This window comes from Methylobacterium sp. OAE515 (assembly GCF_041806315.1).
In the GTDB taxonomy this organism is placed as follows: Bacteria; Pseudomonadota; Alphaproteobacteria; order Rhizobiales; family Beijerinckiaceae; genus Methylobacterium; species Methylobacterium tardum.
Genome location: NZ_JBGMUV010000001.1, coordinates 5,858,137 through 5,878,901 on the forward strand (window position 1 = coordinate 5,858,137; position 20,765 = coordinate 5,878,901).

Consider the following 20,765-nt stretch of genomic DNA (forward strand, 5'->3'; position numbering starts at 1 on the left):
CGGACCCAACCATGGCCACATCGCTGATCCGCAGCCGGCGGATGATCACCCGCACCCTCGACCACGACCGTTGGGAGGAGATCGCCGACGGCGCGGTGCTGCAGACGGACGGGATCATCGCAGCGGTCGGCACCTACGCAGACCTGCATGCCCGCTACCCCGACGCCCCCGTGATCGGCTCCGGCCGTGAGATCCTGCTGCCGGGCTTCGTCAACGGCCACCACCATGTCGGCCTGACGCCGGTACAGCTCGGCTCGCCCGACATGCCGCTGGAGCTGTGGTTCGTCACCCGCATGGTGGCGCGCAACCTGAACCTCTACCTCGACACCCTGTATTCGGCCTTCGAGATGGTCGGCTCCGGGATCACCACGGTCCAGCATATCCACGGCTGGATGCCCGGCAGCCTGGAGGAGGTCGAGGCGCGCTCCAACGAGGTGCTGCGTGCCTATCGCGACATCGGCATGCGGGTTTCGTACTGCTTCGCGGTCCGCGACCAGAACCGCCTCGTCTACCAGGCCGACATGGACTTCGTGGCGAGCCTGCCGACCCCGCTGCAGGACCCGATGAAACGCTGGTTCGAGCGCTTCCAGATGTCCCTGGAGGACAATTTCTCCCTGTTCCGCAGCCTGCATAGCGGACAGGCCGGGGCCTCGCGGGCCAAGGTCCAGCTCGCGCCTGCCAACCTGCACTGGTGTTCGGACGCGGCCCTCGAAGGCTTGGCGGGGCTCTCCGAATCCTACGACGTGCCGATGCACATGCACCTCGTCGAGACCGCCTACCAGAAGGCCTACGCGGAGAAGCGCGGCGGCGGGACCGCCCTCGAGTACCTCGACCGGTTCGGCATGCTCGGGCCCCGCCTGACGCTCGGCCACGGCGTCTGGCTCAACGAATCCGACATCGAGCAGGTGGCGGCGACCGGCACCTGCATCTGCCACAACTGCTCGTCGAACTTCCGGCTGCGTTCCGGGGTGGCGGCGCTGAACCGCTTCGAGGCCAAGGGCATCAACACCGCGATCGGCCTCGACGAGGCCGGCATCAACGACGACCGCGATATGCTGCAGGAGATGCGCCTCGTGCTGCGCGCCCACCGGGTGCCCGGCATGGACGAGGCCGACGTGCCGAGCATGGCGCAGGTGCTGCGCATGGCGACCGTCGGCGGCGCCCGCACCACCCCCTACGGCGACAGCCTCGGCACGATCGAAGTTGGTAAGGGCGCCGACCTCGTCCTGATCGATTGGGACCAGATCGCCTACCCGTATCTCGACCCGGAGACGCCGCTCCTCGACGCGGTGATCCAGCGGGCCAAGACCGGCGGCGTCACCACGGTGCTGTGCGAGGGCGAGGTGCTCTACGCCGATGGGCGCTTCACCCGGGTCGACAAGGACGCCGCCCTGAAGGCGCTTCACGACGACCTGTCGCGGGCGCTGTCGGACGACGAGGTCGAGCGGCGCCAACTCTCCAAAGCCTTGCTGCCGCACGCGAAACGCTTCTACGCCGACTACATCGACCCATCGCGGCACGAACCGTTCTACCGCCCCAGCTCGCGCGTCTGACGGCGTGCGGCTCCTTCTCGTCAACCCGAACACCTCGGTCGCCATGACGGCCCGGATGGAGCGGGCCGCCGCAGCCGCACTCGCCCCGGACGTCACGCTCACCACGCTGACGGCCGCCCGGGGCCTGCCCTACATCGCGAGTCGCGCGGAGGCACAGCTCGCGGGGGCCGCGGTTCTGGAGAGTCTGGCCGAGCATCAAGCCGGCTTCGACGCCGCCGTCATCGCGGCCTTCGGCGATCCCGGGCTGATCGCGGCGCGGGAGCTGTTCGATCTGCCCATCGTCGGTATGGCCGAGGCGGCGATGCTCACCGCCTGCCTGCTCGGCCAGCGCTTCGGCATCGTGACCTTCTCGGGCACGCTGCTGCCCTGGTACGAGGATGCGGTTGCCCTCTCGGGGCTGTCGGCCCGCTGCGCCTGCGTCCGATCGGTCTCGGCGGCCTTCCGCTCGGTCACGGAGGTGCAGCATGAGCTGGAGGCGGAGATCGTAACCCTCGCCAACCGGGCCGCCGCCGAGGACGGGGCCGACGCGGTGATCCTCGCCGGCGCCCCGCTGACCGGCCTCGCCGCGCGGATCGGCGAGGCGGTGCCGGTGCCGCTGGTCGATCCGCTGGCGGCCGCGCTCGGTCAGGCGCAGGGGCTGGTCCGGCTCGGCGCGCGTCCGCCGCTGACGGGCCGCTTCGCCCGGCCCCCCGCCAAGCCCGCCACCGGCCTGGCACCGGCCCTGCGGCGCTGGATCGAGCGCGACGACGCCTGAGACAGGCCTATCAGGCCGGCGCGAACACGCTGCCCCACCCGGTGATCGCAGCTGTATCCAGCCCGGCGAGATCCATCGCCTTCCAGAGACTGACCGTCACGGAATCGTAGACCGGGATCTCGAGCTCCGCTTCGAGGGCGGGCGCGAGGGCGGCGCCCGCAAGGTTGGTACACACGATGGCGGCCGCCTCGGCACCCTCGGCCGCCACGGCACGGACCATCCCGGCGATCTCGGCTTCCTCCGCCTCCGCGAAGGCAAAGTTCTCCGACAGGCCGAGGTGCCGCTCGGCCGAGCAATCGAGTCCGTCGGCCTGCCAGTTCGCCTGGATCCGCGCCTGGACATCCCCCGTGTAGGGCGTGACCAGCCCGACGCGCCCGATCCCGCGCCGCTGGAACAGGTCGCGGAAGGCGAGCGCCGAGGTCGAAGCCGGCACGCCGGTCCGCCGCGTGATCGCCTTGGACAAGGCCATATCGTTCGCGAAGCCGAGCCAGGCGCCCGCCGTGCCGTTCCACAGGATCGCGGCGACCCGGGCATCCGCGAGCAGCTCGGAGGCGGCTAGCATCGGCGCCTGATCGAACTGATCGAGCGCCGCCGTCGACAGGCCGATCTGCGTCACCCGCAGGCGCGCGAAATGGGCCGTGATCCCGGGCTGCCCCGCCAGCAGGCGCGCCGTCATCGGTTCGAGGATGCTGTTCGAGGACGGCGTCAGCATTCCGAGCCTGGCCGTCGGCCGCGTGTCCACCATTTTGGCTGTCTCCCCTGCGCCTTGTGCGAGCCCGGCCCTCGCCGGTGGCAAGGATCGTTCCGGTGGGGCGGCACGAAGTGGCAGGGTGTCGCCGTCGAGGTCCGCTCCGGACCCGCACACCGGGAGCAGTGGGATGGACACAGTATCGGCGATCGGCGGGTGGCCCTCGACATCTGCGGCGTGGCGCGGAAGGCGCCGTCCATGCCGTAGAGGGTGTCGAAGACCATGTAGCCGTGTTGCGGGTGAAGTAAGCGAAGGTCGTCAGGAACGAGGCCGCGATCCAATCCTGGAAGGAGAGGCCTCAGAATTTGGCTGATCTGACCGCATCAGGGACCAGTGCCCTCGGGGTGACGGTCTGGGCTGGATCGACACAGAATGTCCGTTCCTGGGATGGTACTGCGGTCACTTGCACGACCGGAATGGGCGCATTGCGGATCGTTCGCATACGCTAGGCGCTCAACTTCCGCAGCCGACCCAGCTCAGGCTCCTGCGACGTCGGCTTCAGGGTAGTCTGATCAGTGGCGCGAGCTACTGATGGTGGGCGATAGCTGCCGCATACCGCACTGATCCGGGACGCACGGAGCAAAGCTCGCGGTTACCGTCGACGGATGCGCCGGGCGCTTCACGGGCTGTTCCCCGGCGACAATCGGGACTCATTGCAACAGCGATCGCAAAGACATGGCGCGTGCTCTCGCGTTGGTCTGGCCGTTGCTATGCTCACGCATCTCGCTGAGGGCCACAATGAAGCGACGCACATTCCTCGCCGCAGGTGCCTCGACACTGGCAGCGCCGCTCGTCGGCCGAGCGCAGGACGCCCGGGTGCTGCGCATGGTGCCCCAGGCGAACGTGACGTCCATCGACCCGATCTGGACAACCGCGATCGTGACGCGCAATCACGCCTATATCGTCTACGATACTCTGTTCGGCCTCGATGCCGACCTGCAGCCCCAGCCCCAGATGGCGGCCGGCTACCGGATCGAGCAGGATGGGCGGAAGGTGACGATCGCCCTCCGCGAGGGGCTGCGCTTTCATGACGGCACCCCTGTTCTTGCGCGGGATTGCGTCGCCAGCATCAGGCGCTGGGCCGCGCGGAACGGGTTCGGCCAGACGTTGATGGCCGCGACGGACGAGATCGTGCACGACGGTGACGCGAACATCGTCTTTCGTTTGAAGGCGCCTTTCCCGCTGCTGCCGAACGCGCTGGCGAGCGTCAGCCAACCCGCCTTCATCATGCCGGAGCGGATCGCGCAGACTGATCCGTTCAAGCAGATCACGGACGCCACCGGCTCCGGGCCGTTTCGCTGGAAGGCGGACGAGTTCAACTCGGGCAGCTTGATGGTCTACGAGCGGCACGCGGGATACGTGCCCGCTCCCGGTGCCCCGAGCCTGACCGCTGGCGGCAAAGTCGCCCATTTCGACAGGGTCGAGTGGCAGATCATCGCCGACGGCGCCACTGCGGCGGCCGCGCTGCAGAACGGCGAGATCGACTGGTACGAGCAGCCGCCGCCGGAACTCCAGCAGCTCCTCGCTCGCAATCGCAACATCGTCGTGGAAGGGCTCGACCGCTTCACCAATCCAGCCATCCTGCGCATGAACCACCTGCAGCCGCCGTTCGACGATGTCGAGGTGCGCCGGGCGGTGCTGCCGGCCATCGTCCAGAGCGACTTCATGGCAGCTGTGGCCGGTGATGATCCCGCCAACTATGACGACCGGTGCGGGATCTTTACGCCGGGAACGCCGATGGCGTCGGATGCCGGCATGGAGGTGCTCACGGGGCCGCGTAGCCTCGAGACGGCGCGGGCGGCGCTGAGAGCGGCGGGCTATAGCGGCGCGAAGGTCCGGCTGATCGGTCCGACGGACATTCTGGCGCCCTCGGCGATCACACAGGTCGCGGCCGATCTGCTGCCCCGTATCGGCTTCAACGTGGATCTGGCCCTGAGCGACTGGGGTACGGTCATCCAGCGCCGCGTCTCACGCGAGCCCGTCGACAAGGGCGGCTGGTCCGTGCTGCTGACCACGTTCTCGTCGTTCGACAATGCTGATCCGGCCGCGCTTCAACCGCTCAGGGCCAACGGCGCCGGTGCCTGGTTCGGCTGGCCGTCGATTCCGAAGCTGGAGGAACTCCGCACGGCCTGGTTCGCTGCTCCGGATACGCATGCGCGCAAGGCGCTCTGCGCGGAGATGCAGCGGATCGCGCTCGACCAAGTGGTCTACATACCGGTCGGCTCCTATCGATCCATGACCTCTTACAGGCGCAATCTGACGGGCCGGGTCCTCGGGTTTCCCATCCTCTGGAACATCAGAAAGACCTGAGCGAAACTCCGGTCATCGGTGGAGGCCGGGGAGGTAATCGTTGGACCCTGACGGGCCGCATCGGACGGCCGGATCAGACGTCTTATGCCAAGGCAAGTTCATGATGCGCATCCTCGGCCGCTCGACCTCGATCAACGTCCGCAAGGTTCTTTGGGCCGCGGCCGAGGCCGGGTTGAGCTTCGAGCACGAAAACGACTGGGCTCTGACCAAAGACACGCAAGGTCCAGAGTTCAGATCCCTCAACCCGAATGGGCTCGTTCCCGTTCTCGTGTGCGCGGAGGGTGTCCTCTGGGAGAGCAATACGATCTGCAGATATCTGGTTGCGAAATCAGGCCGGCATGATCTCCTGCCCGATACGCCGTTCGCGCGTGCGACCGTGGAAAAGTGGATGGACTGGCAGGCCGCCGATCTGAATTGTGCTTGGCAGGCGGCTTTCCTGGGCTTGGTCAGAAAGAATCCTGTTTACAGGCATGATCAAGTTGCGATTGCACGGAGCGTTGAACGATGGAATGACTTGATGCTCATCTTAGAGCAGCACTTGTCCGAGACCGGTGGTTATGTTGTCGGTGACACCTTCACCCTGGCCGACGTGGTGGTCGGCCTTTCGCTTCAACGATGGCTCCTGACGCCCATCACGCGACCATCGACGCCGACGCTCATCGCGTACCGGCAGCGCCTGCAATCCCGGCCAGCCGTACAGGCGTGGATTGCCGCCGACGTACCCTGAAACGAAGGGTCACGAACGTTTGCTTTCGGCTCCGCGCAGGCGGTCTATGGGAGCGGCGACGCGAGGTATCCAGAAAGAGGCGCCGCGAGCTGGATTTTCGGGTTCAGCCGGAACTGCCGAGCTGAGTGGGCTTCCAAAATCCATATTCGTGCCTGAGAGGCGTCCGAATCAGCCCGAATGACCGGGAGGGGCGCGAAGCAGAGCGTCCCTACCGGTCGGCGAGTCGAGGTACGGAACTGGCGCACAACAGCGTCTCTGGTCGCGCGTCACCGGGTGCAGCAAACCGGATCAGGTATGCCTTGCCCATGGACTGCAATGACGTCCCTTTCGAAAAACTAAGCTGAAGTTGTTGGCCGGCATCGGAATGCGCTCGACAAGGCTCAAACCCTGAACCAAGCCCGCTTCGGAAATCGCCTCGACATCCCGGACGCCCCAAGCAGGGTCCCGCGCACGCAAGTTCACATCGAAGCTCGCGTTGCTCTCAGCCGTGTGCGCACCGGCCACCTTGAACGGTCCGTACCGGTAGAGCAGGCCGCCGTCAGGAAGGATGCCGCCAGCGCCTGCCATCAATCCTTCCGTCGCCGACCACGGTGCGATGTGGATCATGTTGATCGCAAGCACCGCATCGGCGCGCGGCACGGACCAGGGCTGTGCACGCACATCAAGCGGCAGGGGAGCGAGGATATTGGCCAAGCCAGCGGTTTGCATATGCGCCGCGATGCTTCTCAGGGCTTTTGGATCGGCATCACCGGGTTGCCAGGACAAGCTGGGCAACGCGGACGCGAAATGAATGATGTGCTCGCCCGACCCACTGGCCACCTCCAAGACCAAGCCGGAGGCGGGGAGCAGATGGCGCAGGACAGCGAGGATCGCCTCTCTGTTCCTGAGGACGGCTGGCGCAAACAAGGCGTCGCCCGCTGAGATGCCTTGGCTCAAGACTGCGTCCCATTTCAGCATCACTCACCTCACAACGAGCATGAGCTCTCACGAGGTAAAGCGGTCCCGAACCGTGGCCAGTACGTTGAGGCAGCTGGCAATCGGTCTGCTGAGGGGCTCCGAGCTCCCAGCGCGCCATGGTCCTGCAATCCGGCTGAACCGAGATCCGCTTCGGAGACACCGGCGGAGGCCACCGAATAATCGACATGCGCGAAGCAGTAGGTCTGCTTCAAGCAACGATGCAGACCTGTAGCAAAGAATTTCTCCGCTTGGCCGGTGGCGGCTGATGGCGGATGCCCGTCAGCTGGCGAAGCGCGCGAGGTTGCCGATGGGCGCACCAAGGACTGTGTCGTCGTGCATGACCAGGTGGCCGCGCACGATGGTGGCGATCGGCCAGCCGACGACGTCGGTGCCGGCGAACGGCGTCCAGCCGCAGGGCGAGACAATCCAAGACTCCTCGATCCTGCGGTGGGTCTTCAGGTCCACGAGGGTGAAGTCGGCGTCGTACCCGGCGGCGATCCGACCTTTGCCGGCGAGTCCGTAGACGCGGGCCGGCCCGGTAGCCATCAGGTCGACCAAGCGCGCCAACGACAGCCGCCCGGCCGCCACGTGGTCGAGCATGATCGGCACCAGTGTCTGGACCCCGGTGAGGCCTGCCGGACAGTCCGGCCAAGGCCGCTCTTTGGCAGCCCGCGCGTGGGGCGCGTGATCGCTGCCGATCGTGTCGACGGTGCCGTCACGCACGGCCGCCCAGGCTGCCGCCCGGTGCCGCTCGTCGCGGATCGGCGGGTTCATCACGCCGAAGCCGCCGAGGGTGTCGTAGCAGTCCGGGGCCACCTGGGTGAGGTGATTAACCAGCACCTCGACGGTGGCAACGTCGCGGAAATCGCGCAGATAGGCGAGCTCCTCGGCCGTCGAGACGTGCAGGATGTGGGTCGCCCGGCCGGTCTTCTGGGCGAGCGCCATGAGGCGCCGCGTACCCAGGAAGGCGCATTCCTCGTCGCGCCACTCCATGTGGGTCCGATAGGGCTGGCCCCGGCTGAATAGGTTCTTGCGGGCCTGGAGCCGGTCCTCGTCCTCGCTGTGGAAGGCCATACGCCGGTGGCCGGCGCGCATGGCGAGCTCGAGATGCGCGTCGTCCTCGATCATCAGCGCCGCCGTGGAGCTGCCGGCGAAGACCTTGACGGCGCAGACACCCGGCGCACGCTCCAGCTCGGCGAGGGCGTCGATATTGGCCTTCGTGCCGGCCACGTAGAGGCCGATGTCGCACCAGCTCCGGCCTGCCACGTAGTCGCGCTTCCAGGCGAGGCGCTCGATATCGGCGATCGGCGGGACGGTGTTGGGCATGTCGAACAGGGTGGCAATCCCGCCCAGCACCGCGGCCCGCGTTCCGGTCTCGATCGTCTCCACCGCCGGGTCGCCGGGATCGCGCAGGTGGACGTGGCTGTCGATGAGGCCGGGCAGGACGTGCAGGCCCGCCGCGTCGATCACCGTTTCCGCGGTGGCGTGGGCCGGCGTCGCGAGGTCGGCGATGCGCCCGTCGCGGATGCCGAGATCGATCCGCTCGGTTCCCCAGGGGGTGACGCAGGTGCCGCCGCGGATCAGCAGGTCGTAATGCATCGCCGGGTCCTTCCTAGGTGGCCCTGTGGAGCAGGACCGCACCGAGGGCGGCCGCCACCGCCTGCTGACAGGGCTCGACGACCGGGCACCCGATCGCCTGCTCGATCGTGGACCTGTGTGGCGCCATGCCGGCGCAGCCGAGTACGATGGCGTCGGCGCCGTCTCGCTCGACCAGGATCCGCGCCGCTGCGATCAGACGATCGCGGATGGCCGCGCCCGCGGTCTCGTCCGCCCGCGCCTCAACGGGCCGGCTGCCGGCGTAGCGTTCGCCGACGCCCATCTGGCGGACCATCCGGCGCTGGCGCCTCACGCTGCCTTCCGACAGAGCGACGATGCCGAAACGCTCGCCCAGGGTGAGCGACCGGAGGATGCCCCACTCGGCGATGCCCATCACGTGCCGACAGCCGGCGACCTCGCGGGCGGTGTGCAGACCCGGGTCGCTGAAGCAGGCGATGACGAAGGCGTCCGCCGCATCGGACGCGATGCGGCGGGCGAGCGGTATGACCACAGAATCGGCGTCCTGCTGGGACGCGATGCTTGCCGGCCCCTCAGGCAGGTCCGTCACCACGATGGCGGGGCCGCCGGCCAGACGCAGCGGATCCAGCGCCGTGTCGATGGCGGCGGTCACGCTTGGAGAGGAGTTCGGGTTGATGACTAGGATGCGCGCGGACCTGACGGCGCCGGGATCTTGCATGCCGCCTCCTGCGGAGCCAACGCGATAGCCTGCCGCTCACGACAGAGGATTCCGCGAAGCGAAACCCGGGCCGCGCAACCATCGGTGTAACTCAGGAGGCACCGATCTTGCCCATCCACTCGACCCAAGGAAGAGGTGATCGATGCACGGTGAAGCTGCGGACGGGACGACGAGCGTCACGCGGGTGACGGGGGCCCGGTGGGTCGTCGCCTGGGACCCCGAGAACAGCGGACACGTCTACCAGACCGGCGCGGACGTGGTGTTCGCTGACGGCGTTCTCACCCATGTCGGTCCGGGCTACGCGGGGCCGCCGCCCGCCCGGACCATCGACGCCGCCGGCTGCCTGATCATGCCGGGGCTCGTCGACATCCACACCCATCTGTTCTCGGAACCGATGAACAAGGGCATGTGGGACGAGGTCGGCAGCCCGCGCCTCTACAACACGTCGCTCTACGAGTACCTGCCGATCCTGCGGCCCGACGCGGATGGCACCCGCGCCGCCTACGGAGTGGCGCTCGCCGAGCTGGCGCTCTCGGGCGTCACCACCGTCTGCGATCTCGCGTTACCGAGCGAAGGCTGGCTCGACCTCCTCGGTGCCTCGGGCCTGCGGGTCTGCATCGCCCCGATGTTCCGTTCCGGGCGCTGGCTGACCCGGAACGGCCACAGCGTCGAGTACGAGTGGGACGCGGCGGCGGGCCGGCGCGGCCTGGAGCAGGCGCTCGCCGAGATCGAGGCGGCGCAGCGCCATCCGAGCGGGCGTCTGTCCGGCATGCTGTGCCCGGCGCAGGTCGACACCTGCACGGCGGAGCTGCTGCAGGACGCCCACGCCGAGGCGGTGACGCGCGACCTGCGCTTCCACACCCATGCGGCGCAGTCCCTGTCAGAATTCCACGAGATCACCCGCCGCACCGGGATGACGCCGATCGAGTGGCTCGACGATCTCGGCGTGCTCACCGAGCGCACGATCGTGGGCCACGGGATCTTTCTCGACGACCATCCCTGGACCCACTGGCATAGCCCGGGCTCGGACATGCGCCGCCTGGCCGAGCTCGGCGCGACGGTTGCCCATTGCCCGACGGTCTTCGCCCGCCGCGGCATCGCGCTCAACCATTTTGGCCGCTACGTCCAGGCGGGGGTCAACATGGGCATCGGCACCGATGTCTACCCGCACAACATGCTCGACGAGATGCGCCTCGTCTCATACCTCGCCCGGGTCGTGGCCGAGAATCCCCGCGACACCCGCGCGGCGGACGTGTTCCAAGCCGCCACGGTGGGCGGTGCCAAGGCGCTCGGGCGCACCGACATCGGCCGGCTCGCGCCGGGCTGCAAGGCCGACTTCGTCCTGGTCGACTGCGCGCATCCCGCCATGCGGCCGTGCCGCGATCCCGTGCAGTCGCTGATCTACTCGGCCGGCGACCGCGCGGTCCGGCAGGTCTTCGTCGGGGGCCGCGAGATCGTGCGCGACGGCCGCGCTCTGACGGTCGACTACGCGGCGGCGGCCGCGGCCCTGGAGGAGGCGCAGGGCCGCGCGCTGGCGCAGATCCGGCAGCTCGACTGGGCTGGGCGTGGCCCCGACGCCATCGCGCCACCGACCTTCCCGGGGCTGTGAGACCCCGGGCTTCTCAGGCGGGCCGGACGTTCCAGAAGGTCGGAAACCCATCGAGGATTCCGGTGAGGCCGGAGCGGTAGGCGGTCGGCTGCAGGTACTGCCCGAGGGGATAGTAGGGCACGTCCTGCATCGCCTGAAGCTGGATGTCCCGGCAGAGGGCGGCGCGGGCCGCCTCGTCGGGGGCCGTGAACCACGCGTCGCGCAGGGCCTCGATCCGCGGGGTCGTGGCCCAGCCGGCATAGCCGCTCTCGCCGGTGCCGCGCAGGGCGATGTAGCCGGCGGGGTTGAGCCAATCCATGCCGGACCAGTTGGTGACGAAGGCGCTCCAGCCGCCCTCGGAGACCGGCCCCTTGCGATTGCGCCGCTGCAGCATCGCGTTGAACTCGACCGCGTAGACCTCGACGTTCATGCCGACGCGCTGGAGCAGGTCGGCCGCGACCTGGCCGAGCGCCAGGAGCGGGGCCGAGTTCGACGGCACCATCAGCAGCACGGTCTCGCCGGCATAGCCGGCCGCCTTCAGGTCGGCCCGCACCTTGGCCGGATCCCTCGGTGTGGTGAGGGGCCCGAGCCCGTCCGTCGAGGCCATCGGCGTACCCGGACAGAAGAAGCCGAGGGGCACGTGGAACAGGCGGGGATCGTCGGCGCCCACCACGCCCTGCATGCAGGACGTCTGGTCGATCGCCCCCCAGAGCGCCCGCCGGATCGCCGGGTTGTTGAAGGGCGGCTGCAGGTGATTGACCCGCAGCATCGTCACGAAGCCCGTCGGGTCGAGAGTGCGGGTGGTCACGCCCTTGGCGGCCTTCAGCAGATCCAGCTGGTCGTGCGAGGCGTATTCCTGCCAATCTGCCTCGCCGGCGACCAACGCCGAGGTGGCCGTCGACGTATCGCCGATGACGCGCCACTCGACCCGGTCGTAGTGGACGACCTTCGGACCCGAGGTCCAGGTGGGTGCGCCGTCCTTGCGGGGCACGTAGCCTTCGAAGCGGGTATAGACCGCGCGGTCGCCGGGCACGCGCTCGTCCGCCTTGAAGCGGAACGGCCCCGAACCGATGAGTTCCGGCACCTGCTGGAACGGGTCCGTGACGGCGAGGCGCTCGGGCATCATAGCGCAGACCGGCACCGAGGCCTTGCCCAGCGCGATCGGCAGGAGCGGGAACGGGCGCTTAAGGCGGAACCGGATCGTCCGATCGTCGGGCGCCGACAGCTCGTCGGTGGCCTCCATCAGGGAGCCGCCGAACGGGTCGCGCTTGGCCCAGCGGCGCAGGGAGGCGACGCAGTCCCGGGCGAGGACAGGCGTGCCATCGTGGAAGCGCAGGTTCTCGCGCAGGGTCAGGTCCCAGCGGCGCCCGTCCTCCTCGATCCTGTGGCCCTCGACCATCTGCGGCGTAGCGCGGAAGGCGCCGTCCATGCCGTAGAGAGTGTCGAAGACCATGTAGCCGTGGTTGCGGGTGATGTACGCGAAGGTCGTCACCGGATCGAGCGTGACGAGATCCTGCTGCGGGATGAAGCGCAAGGTCGCGGCAGCCTCCGCGCGGACCAGGGATGGTGCCGCGACAGCGCTGGCTACGAAGGCCCCAGCTCCCTGCAACAGTGTACGCCGCTTCATCAGTCAACTCCCGCTCTGCTCGGGCGACTACCGTACATGCACTCGCAGTAATCCGGTCACCAAACCCGGCAATCCGCTGGCTTGCAGGAACGAGGCCGCGGCCCAGCCCTAGAGAGATCGCCCTCGCATTCCGGTTGGTCCGGATGCATCGGCGGCTAGGGATCCAGTGCGAACTGACCGAACTGGGGCGACGCAAATGGTCCGGTCGTGGGATGCCGCTGCAGTTGGCCGTATGACCGAAATGGGCGCAAAGTCGAAGGTCCGCTCTTGGCGCGAGGCCAGCCTTGTTTCGGCACAGCGCCCTTGTCTAAGCCGGGCTAAATCGAGATCTCGGCCGCCTTCACCGACAGGCGGCGGGATGTCCCATTGAAGCGGGCGATGTTGCGCGTGGCGAACAGGATCAGCGCTGCGAGGACCAGCATCGCGCCGTCGAAGGCGAGAAAGACCGGATCGACATGTGCCTCGCCATTGAGCTGGAGCGCGGCGCTACGCCCAAGGTCCGCAAATGCGACAGCTCCGAACAGCCCGGCCGCCACCGTCAGCGTCTCGGTCCAAACGCGGCGGTGTGGGCGCAGGAAGCCCGACAGGGCGACGAGGAGCCACACTGCGAAGAACGCCCGGATCTCCCACTCGGCCCGGTCCGGCAGCGCGGCGGGCAGGAGCCGGTTGGCCAGGAAGTACCCTGCGAGCGCCGCCGGCAGCCCGGCAATCGTCGCGACGTTCAGGCCCTGAACCAGCCGCAGGCCGAGGTTCCGGGATTCGTCTCCCTTCGGCAGGCGCGCCACCGACCACAGCAGCAGCCCCGTAGCGACCATGGCGCTGCCGGCGAGGCCGCACAGGAAGAACAGGACCCGCAGCGCCGGGCCGGCGAAATGCGCCTCGTGCAGGCCGACCATCGTGGCAAACGTCTTGGTCGCCGGTTGCAGGCCGCCCGCGCGGACCTCCAGGACGTCGCCCTTCACTCCGTCGAAGGCGATCTGCGGGTGCTCGTGGGAGAGCCCGTGCGGCTCCTCGAACACCGCCACCACCGTGGCCTGCGCGTCCTTCGGGTTGACGATGGTGATCCGCTCCAGGGGCTCCGAGGTCATCTCCAGAGCGCGCGCCACCAACGGCCCGATGGAGACCAGCGTGCCGGGCCGGCCGGCGGGCGGACGTGGGGCGGTGATCTGGCCGGACTCGGCGAAGTAGCGCTGGCTGTCGCCGCGATAGGCCGTGCTCACGCCCCAGGGCACGTACATCACCATGAGCGTGGCAAGCCCGGTATAGGTGATCATCAGGTGGAACGGCAGGGCGAGGACACCCGTGACGTTGTGCGCGTCGAGCCATCCCCGCTGAGCGGACTTGTCCGGGCGGAAGGTGAAGAAGTCGACGAAGATGCGCCGGTGCGTGACGACGCCAGAGATCAGCGCCACCAGCAGGATCATCGCGCAGGCGCCGACGATCCACCGGCCCCAGAGCGGCGGCAGGTTTAGCTCGAAGTGGAAGCGGTAGAGGAAGTCACCGCCGCGTGTCGCGCGCATGATGGCCGGCGCGCCGGTATCGGGATCCAGCAGGACGTGCCCGGGCGGGCGGCCCGGCCCCGTCCGCCAGAACAGCTCCAGCACCGGCCTCTCGGTTCGAGGCAGGGTGATGAACCACGTTCGCGCGCCGCCCGCCTGCGCCTGCAGGTAAGCGGTGCCGCGCTCGGCCGCCGCCGCGAGATCCGCCGACCTGAACGTCCGGTCGTAACGGAGTTCGGGCCGCATCCACTGCGATATCTCGGTCCGGTAGTAGCTCGCCGTGCCCGTCACGAAGACCGCGAACAAGACCCAGCCGACGACGAGGCCGGTCCAGGCATGAAGCCACGCCATCGACTGCCGGAAGGTCCTGCCCACGGCGCGCACCTCACCAGCGGTAGCGCAGGGTCGCGTAGACCGTGCGCGGCAGGCCGTAGTAGCAGCCGGAATAGGTCAGGCAGCCGGTCACGTAGCGCTCATCGAGCAGGTTCTGCACGTTGAGCTGCGCGGTGAGGCCAGCCAGCCGCGGATCGAGGTACTTCATGTCGTAGGAGGCAACGGCGTCGACCAGCACGCTCTCGGGCACCTGGAAGGTGTTGGCCGGATCGCCCCAGGACGGCCCGAGATACCGAACGCCGCCGCCGAGACCGAGGCCGAGCAGCGGGCCCTCGGTGAAGCGGTAGTCGACGAACAGCGAGGCCGTCGTGTCCGGTACCTGCACCGGGCGAAGGCCCTGAAGCGGCACTGGCCGGCGGGTCAGGTCGTTCGTGGTGAAGCCGGTATCGCGGACGTTGCGAATATCGAGAAGCGAGAAGCCGCCGATCAGGTTGAGGCCCTCGGCGATGTTGGCCCGCGCCTCGAACTCGACGCCTTGCACGCCGACTTCTCCGGTCTGCACGACGAAGCCCGGATTGACCGGGTCGGTGGTGGTCGCGTTCGAGCGGCGGATGTCGAAGAACGCGGTGGTCAGCAGGATGTCGGTGCCGGGGGGCTGGTACTTGATACCGGCCTCGTACTGGTTGCTGGCGATCGGGTCCGGGATGCGGCCGGCCGAGCCGAGAGCCCGGTCGAAGATGCGGCCGTTGACGATCGGCTCGAAGGCCTCGCTGTAGGAGACGTATGGGGCGACGCCGCTGTCGAACAGGTAGAGCAGGCTGGCGCGGCCGGTGAAGGCCTCGGCCGGCACGTCCTGGATGGCCAGGCTGTTCGTCGGCGAGAAGGTGCGGGTCGGGCCGGTCTGCCGGGCGGTGTCGTAGCGGCCGCCGAGCGTCAGGATGAAGCCGTCGAACTTCGCCTGATCCTGGAAGTAGACGCCGGTCTGCTGCGCGTCGATCCGCGAGGTCGCCGTGAAGGCCGGGAAGTTGATCGGTAGGTCATGATCGGGCGCGAGGGCGTTCAGGCTCGCCGTCGCCGGGAACGGCCCGGTGACGGACCGCGTGCTGAAGGTCCGGTGATCCACGCCGAGCAGCGCCGTGTGGGCGATCGGGCCGGTGTCGAAGTTGGCGATGAGATTGTTGTCCATCGTGTAGGCTTCGATGTCGACCTGGGTGCCGCCGACCGAGCGGCCGATAGTCGGCCCGCTCGTGTACGGGCCGTTGACGTCGCCGAAGGTCGTGAACACGCTACGGTAGTCGCCCTTCGAGCGCAGGTATCGGCCAGCCGAGTGGAAGCGCAGGTTCTCGGTGATACGGTGGTCGAACAGGTACTCAATGGAGGCCTGTGTGCGGTCGGAGCGCTCGATGTTGCGGTCGCCGTCATAGAAGTTCACCGGCAGCCGTCCGAAGATGCCGTTGCCGAAGTTGCGCGGGAACACCGTGCCGACGGCGGGGAAGCCGCCGTAGAAGCCCGAGAACGGATCGCGCTGGTAGTTGGCGATGATCGTGAGCGAGGTGTCGGTGGACGGCCGCCATGTGATGCTCGGGTTGATGAAGGCGCGCTCGATCTTCGTGGTTACGGCTGGCCCGTCGCCGTTCCAGCCGAGGCCGATGACCCGGTAGGCGAACTGGTCGGCGACCCCTGGGATGTCGGCCTCGATCGGGCCGCCGACGTCGAAGCCGCCGCGCACCTCGCTAAAGCCGCCGCCCTGGACGAAGATCTCGCCGTGGCGGACGAATTGCGGGACCTTCGAGACGAGGTTGACGATGCCGCCCGGACCGGACTGCCCGTACAAGACCGAGGCCGGCCCCTTGATGATGTCGACGCGCTCGAGACGGTAGGGATCGACCGTGGGGAAGGCGTCGCGGCTGGTCGGCAGCGCCATGTTGTCGAGGAAGATCGGGGCGGTGAAGCCGCGGATGGAGAACTGCTCCAGGCGCGTCGAGCCGGCGCCGCCCCGCTGCTCGGTGGTGACGCTCGGTGTGAAGCGCAGCGCCTGGTTGATGGTCAGCGCGTTCTGATCCTCAATCTGCTTGCGCCCGATGACGGAGACCGACTGTGCGGTCTCTAGGATCGGTGTGTCGGTCTTCGTGCCGACCGTGCTGCGGCTGGCGACATATCCAGGCACCGGTCCATTCGGGCCGCCGCGCCCATAGAGATCGTTGTTCAGGGTGCGCCCACTCGCCTCTCCCATGACGCTGAGTTCGGAAAGTTCAACGTCCGTAGCGGGGGCGGTTTGAGCGAAGGACGGCGAGCAAATAGCGAGAACAGACGTTGCTGATAATAGACCAGCGGACGATGAATTCCGCAAGAAGTACGCCGCGCGGCGGATCACTGTCGCAGCACTATAGTTCGACATTACACCGACTCTAAACCAGGATCGTCCTACGCGATCGCGAGCACGACTCAGCTATCACGGATCCGTGATCGGTGTGTGCTACATGAGACACATTATTTCGGAATGTACTTTGGCATTTCTCTAATGAGAATGAGGGTTTCAGATCATCGGCGTCGGGTGCTTCAACGCACCGATCCAGCACCGTGCGTCTGGAACCTGGTAGTTGTAGAGATGACGATGAGGGAGCCCGGCGTGGGTTGGATGCCCGGGCTCAGCCGGACCTGCCGAGCTGAGTAGGCTCTTCCCCATCGCGTAGAAGCGCCTTGTTCAAAGGGAACAGCCGATCAAACGACAAGCTCAATGTCTGCTCTTGGAAAGCGCCCGAGGTGGCTTGAATGGCTGAAATGGGCGCTAAGCCGAACGTCCGGTCCTACTCGCGATCGCGATCCGGCGTGACAAATGCTGGCCGAAACCAGCTGGTCCGCTTCGGAGAAAAGCTGCCAGAAAAGCGGACGAGCTCCTACCGACCCAACCCGGTCGTTGGAAGCGCTGTCGGCGCTTCCCGGAAACGGACATCCGTCAACCATCTGGCATCGTCCGTTCGGGGTGGGAAGCGGACTTGAGAGGCTGCAAACCTCAAGCTGCGCTCAGCCGCTTAGGAGATGCGCGCTGTATGATGCCCCAGATGTGACCGAATGGGTCGAACACTGCGGCCGCACGCTCGCCCGACAACGCGGTTTGTAGGCTGTCGCGTAGGGTGGGACCCGCTTCGATGGCGGCTTTGAGAGTCCGTTCTGCGTCGCCGACTTCGAGGCGCAGAAGTGCGCTCACGTTTCCTACGGCGGTCGGAGCGAAGGGGCCCCCACTTAACGGTTTTGCGGCTCTGTTCGGGTTTGCACCGGCAACTGTGAACTCTTGCTCTCCGATGAGCAGATCGACCCCATAAAGCTTGCCGCCGAGCATGTGCTCGGTTCGCTGCGATGCTCCAAAGGCGGTCTCGTAGAAGGAAGCGGCCTCGTTTTCTCGCCCGTGGTCGACGAAGATCGTAGCGGTCAGGCGGGCAGTCTGTTCCGAGCGCCCCGCGAGGACGTTCCAGTTCGCATGCCCGCATTGACGAGCGACACTTTCTAGGCACGCGCTATGCGGCAGTTCAATGTGCTGCTCGCGCAAAGCCTTGCGGAGCGCCTTCGCCATCGCCTTGGGGTCGTTCGCCTTCATGATCCATCCCACTCTGCGGCGAAGAGATGTCAGTGCTCGCGTTGCTGACGTTCGCCCGTGGGGGAGAATTCAGGTTGTCGCGCATTCACCTTCCAATGGGAGCGAGCGGCTGGCTGCGCGAAGCCAGGGCTGAAGTTAGCTGCCGGTCGGCGTCGGTCAAGTAGGTCCGCTTAGGTGGGGAGCGGAAGCCAGCCACCGACCTTGAAGCGGGCATTCCGCTACCGACCCTTGTCGGACGTACCAACAGCCATCGATGCTTCCTGAAAGCAGCCATTCGTCGGCCGACCGCCAACTTTGGCTCAGGATGCTTCACCGATGTTTTTAGCGCTTTGACCGTTGCCAGCGCCAACTATGCATTAACACACCATTGACAACAAGCATGCCCAACAAAATCAGCTCGCCATATAAATCAGGCACTCCGAGTGTTAAAAATAGGCATACTATGACAATCGCAACGACGATATTGATCAACATTCGGCGGAATAAAACGACATAGGTCGGGACATCTTCGAACCACTCACTCAAGAAGAACCAACTGCTCATCTTCAAACCATGTTGCCGCGCCCAAAAATACTAAGTCGATCGGGACTCAAGAGCACGATATTAGATGCGTCTTGACCGTCCACTAGGCGCCGTGAGCGGCGCGGCGGCCACGTCAATAGCGCAGCGAATATCTTGTAGTAGGGACGCCGTTTCGAGAAGGAATGGGTTTTTTCGGAAAAAATAAAAGCGACAATACTTTCATTATAGCCACTATGACGGCAATTTTACGTATTATATTTCTTTTGCTGTATATCCATTTAACAGATTTGGTATTTTCAATGTAATCAACATTACTAAAAATCAGATGAAATAGGCTTGCTATGAAAATAAAGATGCTCATGAGCATTGCAACAATCAAATATCCCTCATAGTGGTCGTGTTTAGGATGCTCCCTTGAGAAAAATAGGAACATAGACATTGCGACGGGCAACAATAAAATTGTAGCGATTAGATTGCCAAGCCTCATTTTTATTTCTCTGGATCTAAGCTATGTCTCATGTGATTGTTATAGAATAGCCGATAACGACGTAGACGGAAGGCTTACGCCTGCTTCTATCCAAAGACCGCGCACGACAAGGACAGCCAGCAGGCCAGACGGCAATGTCCGTTTCGATGCTTTATCGGCCAAAAGCGGACTGGCAGGCATCCACCCGTAGCGGACCCTGCCGGTGGGTACCAAGCGTCGGATTTCGATCACTAGCGGGCGCTCAATGACGTCGGCCACGCCCGCCGTTCCGCCTCATCCTCGGCCGCGTGCTGCTTCTTCGTAGCGATCAGGAGGTCGAGGTAGGCGATGGCATCCTCGTGGGCCTGCATGGTCCGGACGTCGCCGAGGCTCTGCCCGATCTGCCAGCGGTGCCAGGAGCGCAGGTCGAACAGCGCCTGCAGGTAGGCCTTCTGCTCGTCGGTCACGATGGGAGCCGCGCTCAATGGCCTCGGTCAGAGCCCGCGCGATCACCTTCGCTGCCTCGACGCCCTCGGCCGGTGACACCCGCCTCGTTTAGGTCTGCCGTTCCCGCCCGGCCGCCACGTAGATGTAGGCCGCCACCACGTCACCCGAATCCATCACCTTCACAGCTTCCTCCAGTTGCACGATCCGCAGCGGGAGGGTCCGGCCGAAGGGGTTGGACGCATCGTCAGGCATCCTTATCCTCCATCAGCCCCCGGCTCATGGCGATCCTCACCAGTTCCGCATCGCTGAACAGCAGGTCGCCTATACGCCACCGGTCCATCTCCTCCCCAACCGGCTCGACAGTGATGCCAGCCGCTCGAAGCGCTTCGACGGCCTCCAGAACCGGGTCGGCGGCGTCGCTCATGCGCGACGCCATCAAGGCCGCAGCCAGCCGAGTCTGAGCCTCCAAGACTCGTTCTTCGTCGGTCCGAATGGGCATATCAGCGGCTACCCCCTCGGCGATGCGCCGCGTGACTCTCTCGTCCAGACCGAGCCCGCCCGCGAATCCATGCAAGCGCCGCATCATGTGCTGGATCGCGGCGCGCTCGTGCGGGGCTTCGGGATCGTCGTTCATTCTCGGGCCCTCAGAGCGAGAACCGCCCGCCTGTCCGATGCGCCAACCGATTCAGCAGGTCTACAAGGTCGTCGGCGTCCGCGATGTCGAGACCGGTCTGCGACACGCCTTTGACCCGGGCAGGCTCGTCCGTGCGCACGTTGTAGACCGTCCAGCCCTCATCGTCCTGGCGCATGTCGAAGCGCTCGGGCTCAAGGTTGCTGTTCGCGGGATCGGGCATCGCGCATCGCTCCCGGCCTACTGCAGCTTGGTCGTCGTCGGGTTCATGAGCCCGAGCCGGATGGCCAGCGCCAGGAGCTCGCCGTCCGTCATGCTCCTCCCGTCGACCAGCCAGAACAAGCCGCCGCCCCAGGTCTCGACCTCGTGGCGGCTGGCCTTCAGCGCCTCAACGGCTTCGAGGATCGGTCCGGGAAGGTCGCTCATTCCTGGACCGGGAAGCCCATAACCACGGCGGTCATCACCATCGTGCGGCGCAAGCCGGGCGAGGTGGCCTTCTCGGCGAGCAGCTTCTTGGCCTGCGGGTGCATCTCGATCGCCTTAGCCACGTCGATGGTGTGCCCCGACTTGAAGGCGAACGGCTTGGCGTTCTCGTCCTCCAAGTAGGCGTCCGTGGCAGCCGCGATCTCGTCGTCCGTAACCTCCGACTTTCGGCGCAAGTCGCCGACGCTGGGGATCTCTTTGGCCATGGGTTTGGACACAGCCCCGCTAAACT

19 protein-coding genes are annotated in these 20,765 nt (G+C 66.4%); 5 read left to right on the forward strand and 14 right to left on the reverse strand.

Annotated elements, in window-relative coordinates; genetic code table 11:
- The first annotated feature begins 11 nt into the window (after positions 1-11).
- A complete protein-coding gene (locus ABIE45_RS28615; RefSeq protein WP_192708108.1) occupies positions 12-1,553 on the forward strand; it encodes an amidohydrolase family protein in 1,542 nt (513 codons plus the stop codon).
- 4 nt (positions 1,554-1,557) lie between these two features.
- Positions 1,558-2,307, forward strand: a complete 750-nt coding sequence (locus tag ABIE45_RS28620; RefSeq protein WP_192708107.1) for an aspartate/glutamate racemase family protein — start codon at positions 1,558-1,560, stop codon at positions 2,305-2,307.
- A gap of 10 nt (positions 2,308-2,317) precedes the next feature.
- Here ABIE45_RS28620 and ABIE45_RS28625 read toward each other — a convergent pair whose 3' ends face one another.
- On the reverse strand, positions 2,318-3,052 hold the full coding sequence (locus ABIE45_RS28625; RefSeq protein ID WP_192708106.1) for an aspartate/glutamate racemase family protein: 735 nt from the start codon (positions 3,050-3,052) through the stop codon (positions 2,318-2,320).
- A 741-nt stretch (positions 3,053-3,793) separates the two neighbouring features.
- Here ABIE45_RS28625 and ABIE45_RS28630 point away from each other — a divergent pair.
- Together ABIE45_RS28630 and ABIE45_RS28635 are read left to right on the forward strand one after the other, a co-directional pair.
- Complete coding sequence (locus ABIE45_RS28630; protein ID WP_192708105.1) at positions 3,794-5,365, forward strand: ABC transporter substrate-binding protein; 1,572 nt, start codon at positions 3,794-3,796, stop codon at positions 5,363-5,365.
- 100 nt (positions 5,366-5,465) lie between these two features.
- A complete protein-coding gene (locus ABIE45_RS28635; RefSeq protein ID WP_192708104.1) occupies positions 5,466-6,092 on the forward strand; it encodes a glutathione S-transferase family protein in 627 nt (208 codons plus the stop codon).
- Positions 6,093-6,380: 288 nt separating this feature from the next.
- On the opposite strand, the gene ABIE45_RS28640 is transcribed toward ABIE45_RS28635, so the two are convergent.
- From ABIE45_RS28640 to ABIE45_RS28650, 3 genes are all read right to left on the reverse strand, one after another.
- Positions 6,381-7,049 carry a DUF938 domain-containing protein gene (locus ABIE45_RS28640; RefSeq protein ID WP_192708103.1) on the reverse strand — a complete coding sequence of 223 codons (669 nt, stop codon included), beginning with the start codon at positions 7,047-7,049 and terminating at the stop codon, positions 6,381-6,383.
- A gap of 279 nt (positions 7,050-7,328) precedes the next feature.
- Entirely contained in the window at positions 7,329-8,648 is a 1,320-nt protein-coding gene (locus ABIE45_RS28645) for a dihydroorotase (RefSeq protein WP_192708102.1), read from the reverse strand.
- 13 nt (positions 8,649-8,661) lie between these two features.
- On the reverse strand, positions 8,662-9,342 hold the full coding sequence (locus ABIE45_RS28650; RefSeq protein ID WP_192708101.1) for an aspartate/glutamate racemase family protein: 681 nt from the start codon (positions 9,340-9,342) through the stop codon (positions 8,662-8,664).
- Between the two features lie 142 nt (positions 9,343-9,484).
- Here ABIE45_RS28650 and ABIE45_RS28655 point away from each other — a divergent pair, with 142 nt between their 5' ends.
- Positions 9,485-10,951: an amidohydrolase family protein gene (locus tag ABIE45_RS28655; RefSeq protein WP_192708100.1), complete on the forward strand. Its 1,467-nt coding sequence runs from the start codon at positions 9,485-9,487 to the stop codon at positions 10,949-10,951.
- A gap of 13 nt (positions 10,952-10,964) precedes the next feature.
- Here ABIE45_RS28655 and ABIE45_RS28660 read toward each other — a convergent pair whose 3' ends face one another.
- The 10 genes from ABIE45_RS28660 to ABIE45_RS28705 form a co-directional block, all read right to left on the reverse strand.
- A complete protein-coding gene (locus tag ABIE45_RS28660) occupies positions 10,965-12,557 on the reverse strand; it encodes an ABC transporter substrate-binding protein (protein WP_192708099.1) in 1,593 nt (530 codons plus the stop codon).
- 317 nt (positions 12,558-12,874) lie between these two features.
- Positions 12,875-14,431, reverse strand: a complete 1,557-nt coding sequence (locus ABIE45_RS28665) for a PepSY-associated TM helix domain-containing protein (RefSeq protein WP_192708098.1) — start codon at positions 14,429-14,431, stop codon at positions 12,875-12,877.
- A 10-nt stretch (positions 14,432-14,441) separates the two neighbouring features.
- The gene (locus tag ABIE45_RS28670; RefSeq protein WP_192708097.1) at positions 14,442-16,622 is read right to left on the reverse strand and encodes a TonB-dependent siderophore receptor; all 2,181 of its coding nucleotides are present in this window, start codon (positions 16,620-16,622) and stop codon (positions 14,442-14,444) included.
- Between the two features lie 780 nt (positions 16,623-17,402).
- On the reverse strand, positions 17,403-17,984 hold the full coding sequence (locus ABIE45_RS28675; protein WP_192708096.1) for a glyoxalase superfamily protein: 582 nt from the start codon (positions 17,982-17,984) through the stop codon (positions 17,403-17,405).
- A gap of 1,239 nt (positions 17,985-19,223) precedes the next feature.
- Complete coding sequence (locus ABIE45_RS28680; protein ID WP_192708095.1) at positions 19,224-19,457, reverse strand: hypothetical protein; 234 nt, start codon at positions 19,455-19,457, stop codon at positions 19,224-19,226.
- Between the two features lie 70 nt (positions 19,458-19,527).
- Positions 19,528-19,671 (reverse strand): hypothetical protein, encoded by a 144-nt coding sequence (locus ABIE45_RS28685; protein ID WP_192708094.1) that lies wholly within the window; start codon positions 19,669-19,671, stop codon positions 19,528-19,530.
- On the reverse strand, positions 19,664-20,053 hold the full coding sequence (locus ABIE45_RS28690) for a hypothetical protein (RefSeq protein ID WP_373622772.1): 390 nt from the start codon (positions 20,051-20,053) through the stop codon (positions 19,664-19,666). Before ABIE45_RS28690 ends, ABIE45_RS28685 begins: the two co-directional genes overlap by 8 nt.
- 10 nt (positions 20,054-20,063) lie before the next feature.
- Complete coding sequence (locus ABIE45_RS28695) at positions 20,064-20,273, reverse strand: hypothetical protein (RefSeq protein WP_192708093.1); 210 nt, start codon at positions 20,271-20,273, stop codon at positions 20,064-20,066.
- Positions 20,274-20,290: 17 nt separating this feature from the next.
- Positions 20,291-20,476, reverse strand: a complete 186-nt coding sequence (locus ABIE45_RS28700) for a hypothetical protein (RefSeq protein WP_192708092.1) — start codon at positions 20,474-20,476, stop codon at positions 20,291-20,293.
- Positions 20,473-20,739, reverse strand: coding sequence for a hypothetical protein (locus tag ABIE45_RS28705; protein WP_192708091.1), 267 nt, complete (start codon positions 20,737-20,739; stop codon positions 20,473-20,475). Before ABIE45_RS28705 ends, ABIE45_RS28700 begins: the two co-directional genes overlap by 4 nt.
- Positions 20,740-20,765 lie beyond the last annotated feature (26 nt).

Excerpts from the sequence above, each read along its gene's own strand:
- ABIE45_RS28615 (WP_192708108.1), top strand. The coding sequence starts at position 12 with ATGGCCACATCGCTGATCCGCAGCCGGCGGATGATCACCCGCACCCTC.
- ABIE45_RS28635 (WP_192708104.1), top strand. The coding sequence starts at position 5,466 with ATGATGCGCATCCTCGGCCGCTCGACCTCGATCAACGTCCGCAAGGTT.
- ABIE45_RS28695 (WP_192708093.1), bottom strand. The coding sequence starts at position 20,273 with ATGCCCGATCCCGCGAACAGCAACCTTGAGCCCGAGCGCTTCGACATG.
- ABIE45_RS28650 (WP_192708101.1), bottom strand. The coding sequence starts at position 9,342 with ATGCAAGATCCCGGCGCCGTCAGGTCCGCGCGCATCCTAGTCATCAAC.
- ABIE45_RS28660 (WP_192708099.1), bottom strand. The coding sequence starts at position 12,557 with ATGAAGCGGCGTACACTGTTGCAGGGAGCTGGGGCCTTCGTAGCCAGC.
- ABIE45_RS28670 (WP_192708097.1), bottom strand. The coding sequence starts at position 16,622 with ATGGGAGAGGCGAGTGGGCGCACCCTGAACAACGATCTCTATGGGCGC.
- ABIE45_RS28645 (WP_192708102.1), bottom strand. The coding sequence starts at position 8,648 with ATGCATTACGACCTGCTGATCCGCGGCGGCACCTGCGTCACCCCCTGG.
- ABIE45_RS28690 (WP_373622772.1), bottom strand. The coding sequence starts at position 20,053 with ATGAACGACGATCCCGAAGCCCCGCACGAGCGCGCCGCGATCCAGCAC.
- ABIE45_RS28655 (WP_192708100.1), top strand. The coding sequence starts at position 9,485 with ATGCACGGTGAAGCTGCGGACGGGACGACGAGCGTCACGCGGGTGACG.
- ABIE45_RS28630 (WP_192708105.1), top strand. The coding sequence starts at position 3,794 with ATGAAGCGACGCACATTCCTCGCCGCAGGTGCCTCGACACTGGCAGCG.
- ABIE45_RS28675 (WP_192708096.1), bottom strand. The coding sequence starts at position 17,984 with ATGAAGGCGAACGACCCCAAGGCGATGGCGAAGGCGCTCCGCAAGGCT.
- ABIE45_RS28640 (WP_192708103.1), bottom strand. The coding sequence starts at position 7,049 with ATGCTGAAATGGGACGCAGTCTTGAGCCAAGGCATCTCAGCGGGCGAC.
- ABIE45_RS28705 (WP_192708091.1), bottom strand. The coding sequence starts at position 20,739 with ATGGCCAAAGAGATCCCCAGCGTCGGCGACTTGCGCCGAAAGTCGGAG.
- ABIE45_RS28685 (WP_192708094.1), bottom strand. The coding sequence starts at position 19,671 with ATGCCTGACGATGCGTCCAACCCCTTCGGCCGGACCCTCCCGCTGCGG.
- ABIE45_RS28700 (WP_192708092.1), bottom strand. The coding sequence starts at position 20,476 with ATGAGCGACCTTCCCGGACCGATCCTCGAAGCCGTTGAGGCGCTGAAG.
- ABIE45_RS28625 (WP_192708106.1), bottom strand. The coding sequence starts at position 3,052 with ATGGTGGACACGCGGCCGACGGCCAGGCTCGGAATGCTGACGCCGTCC.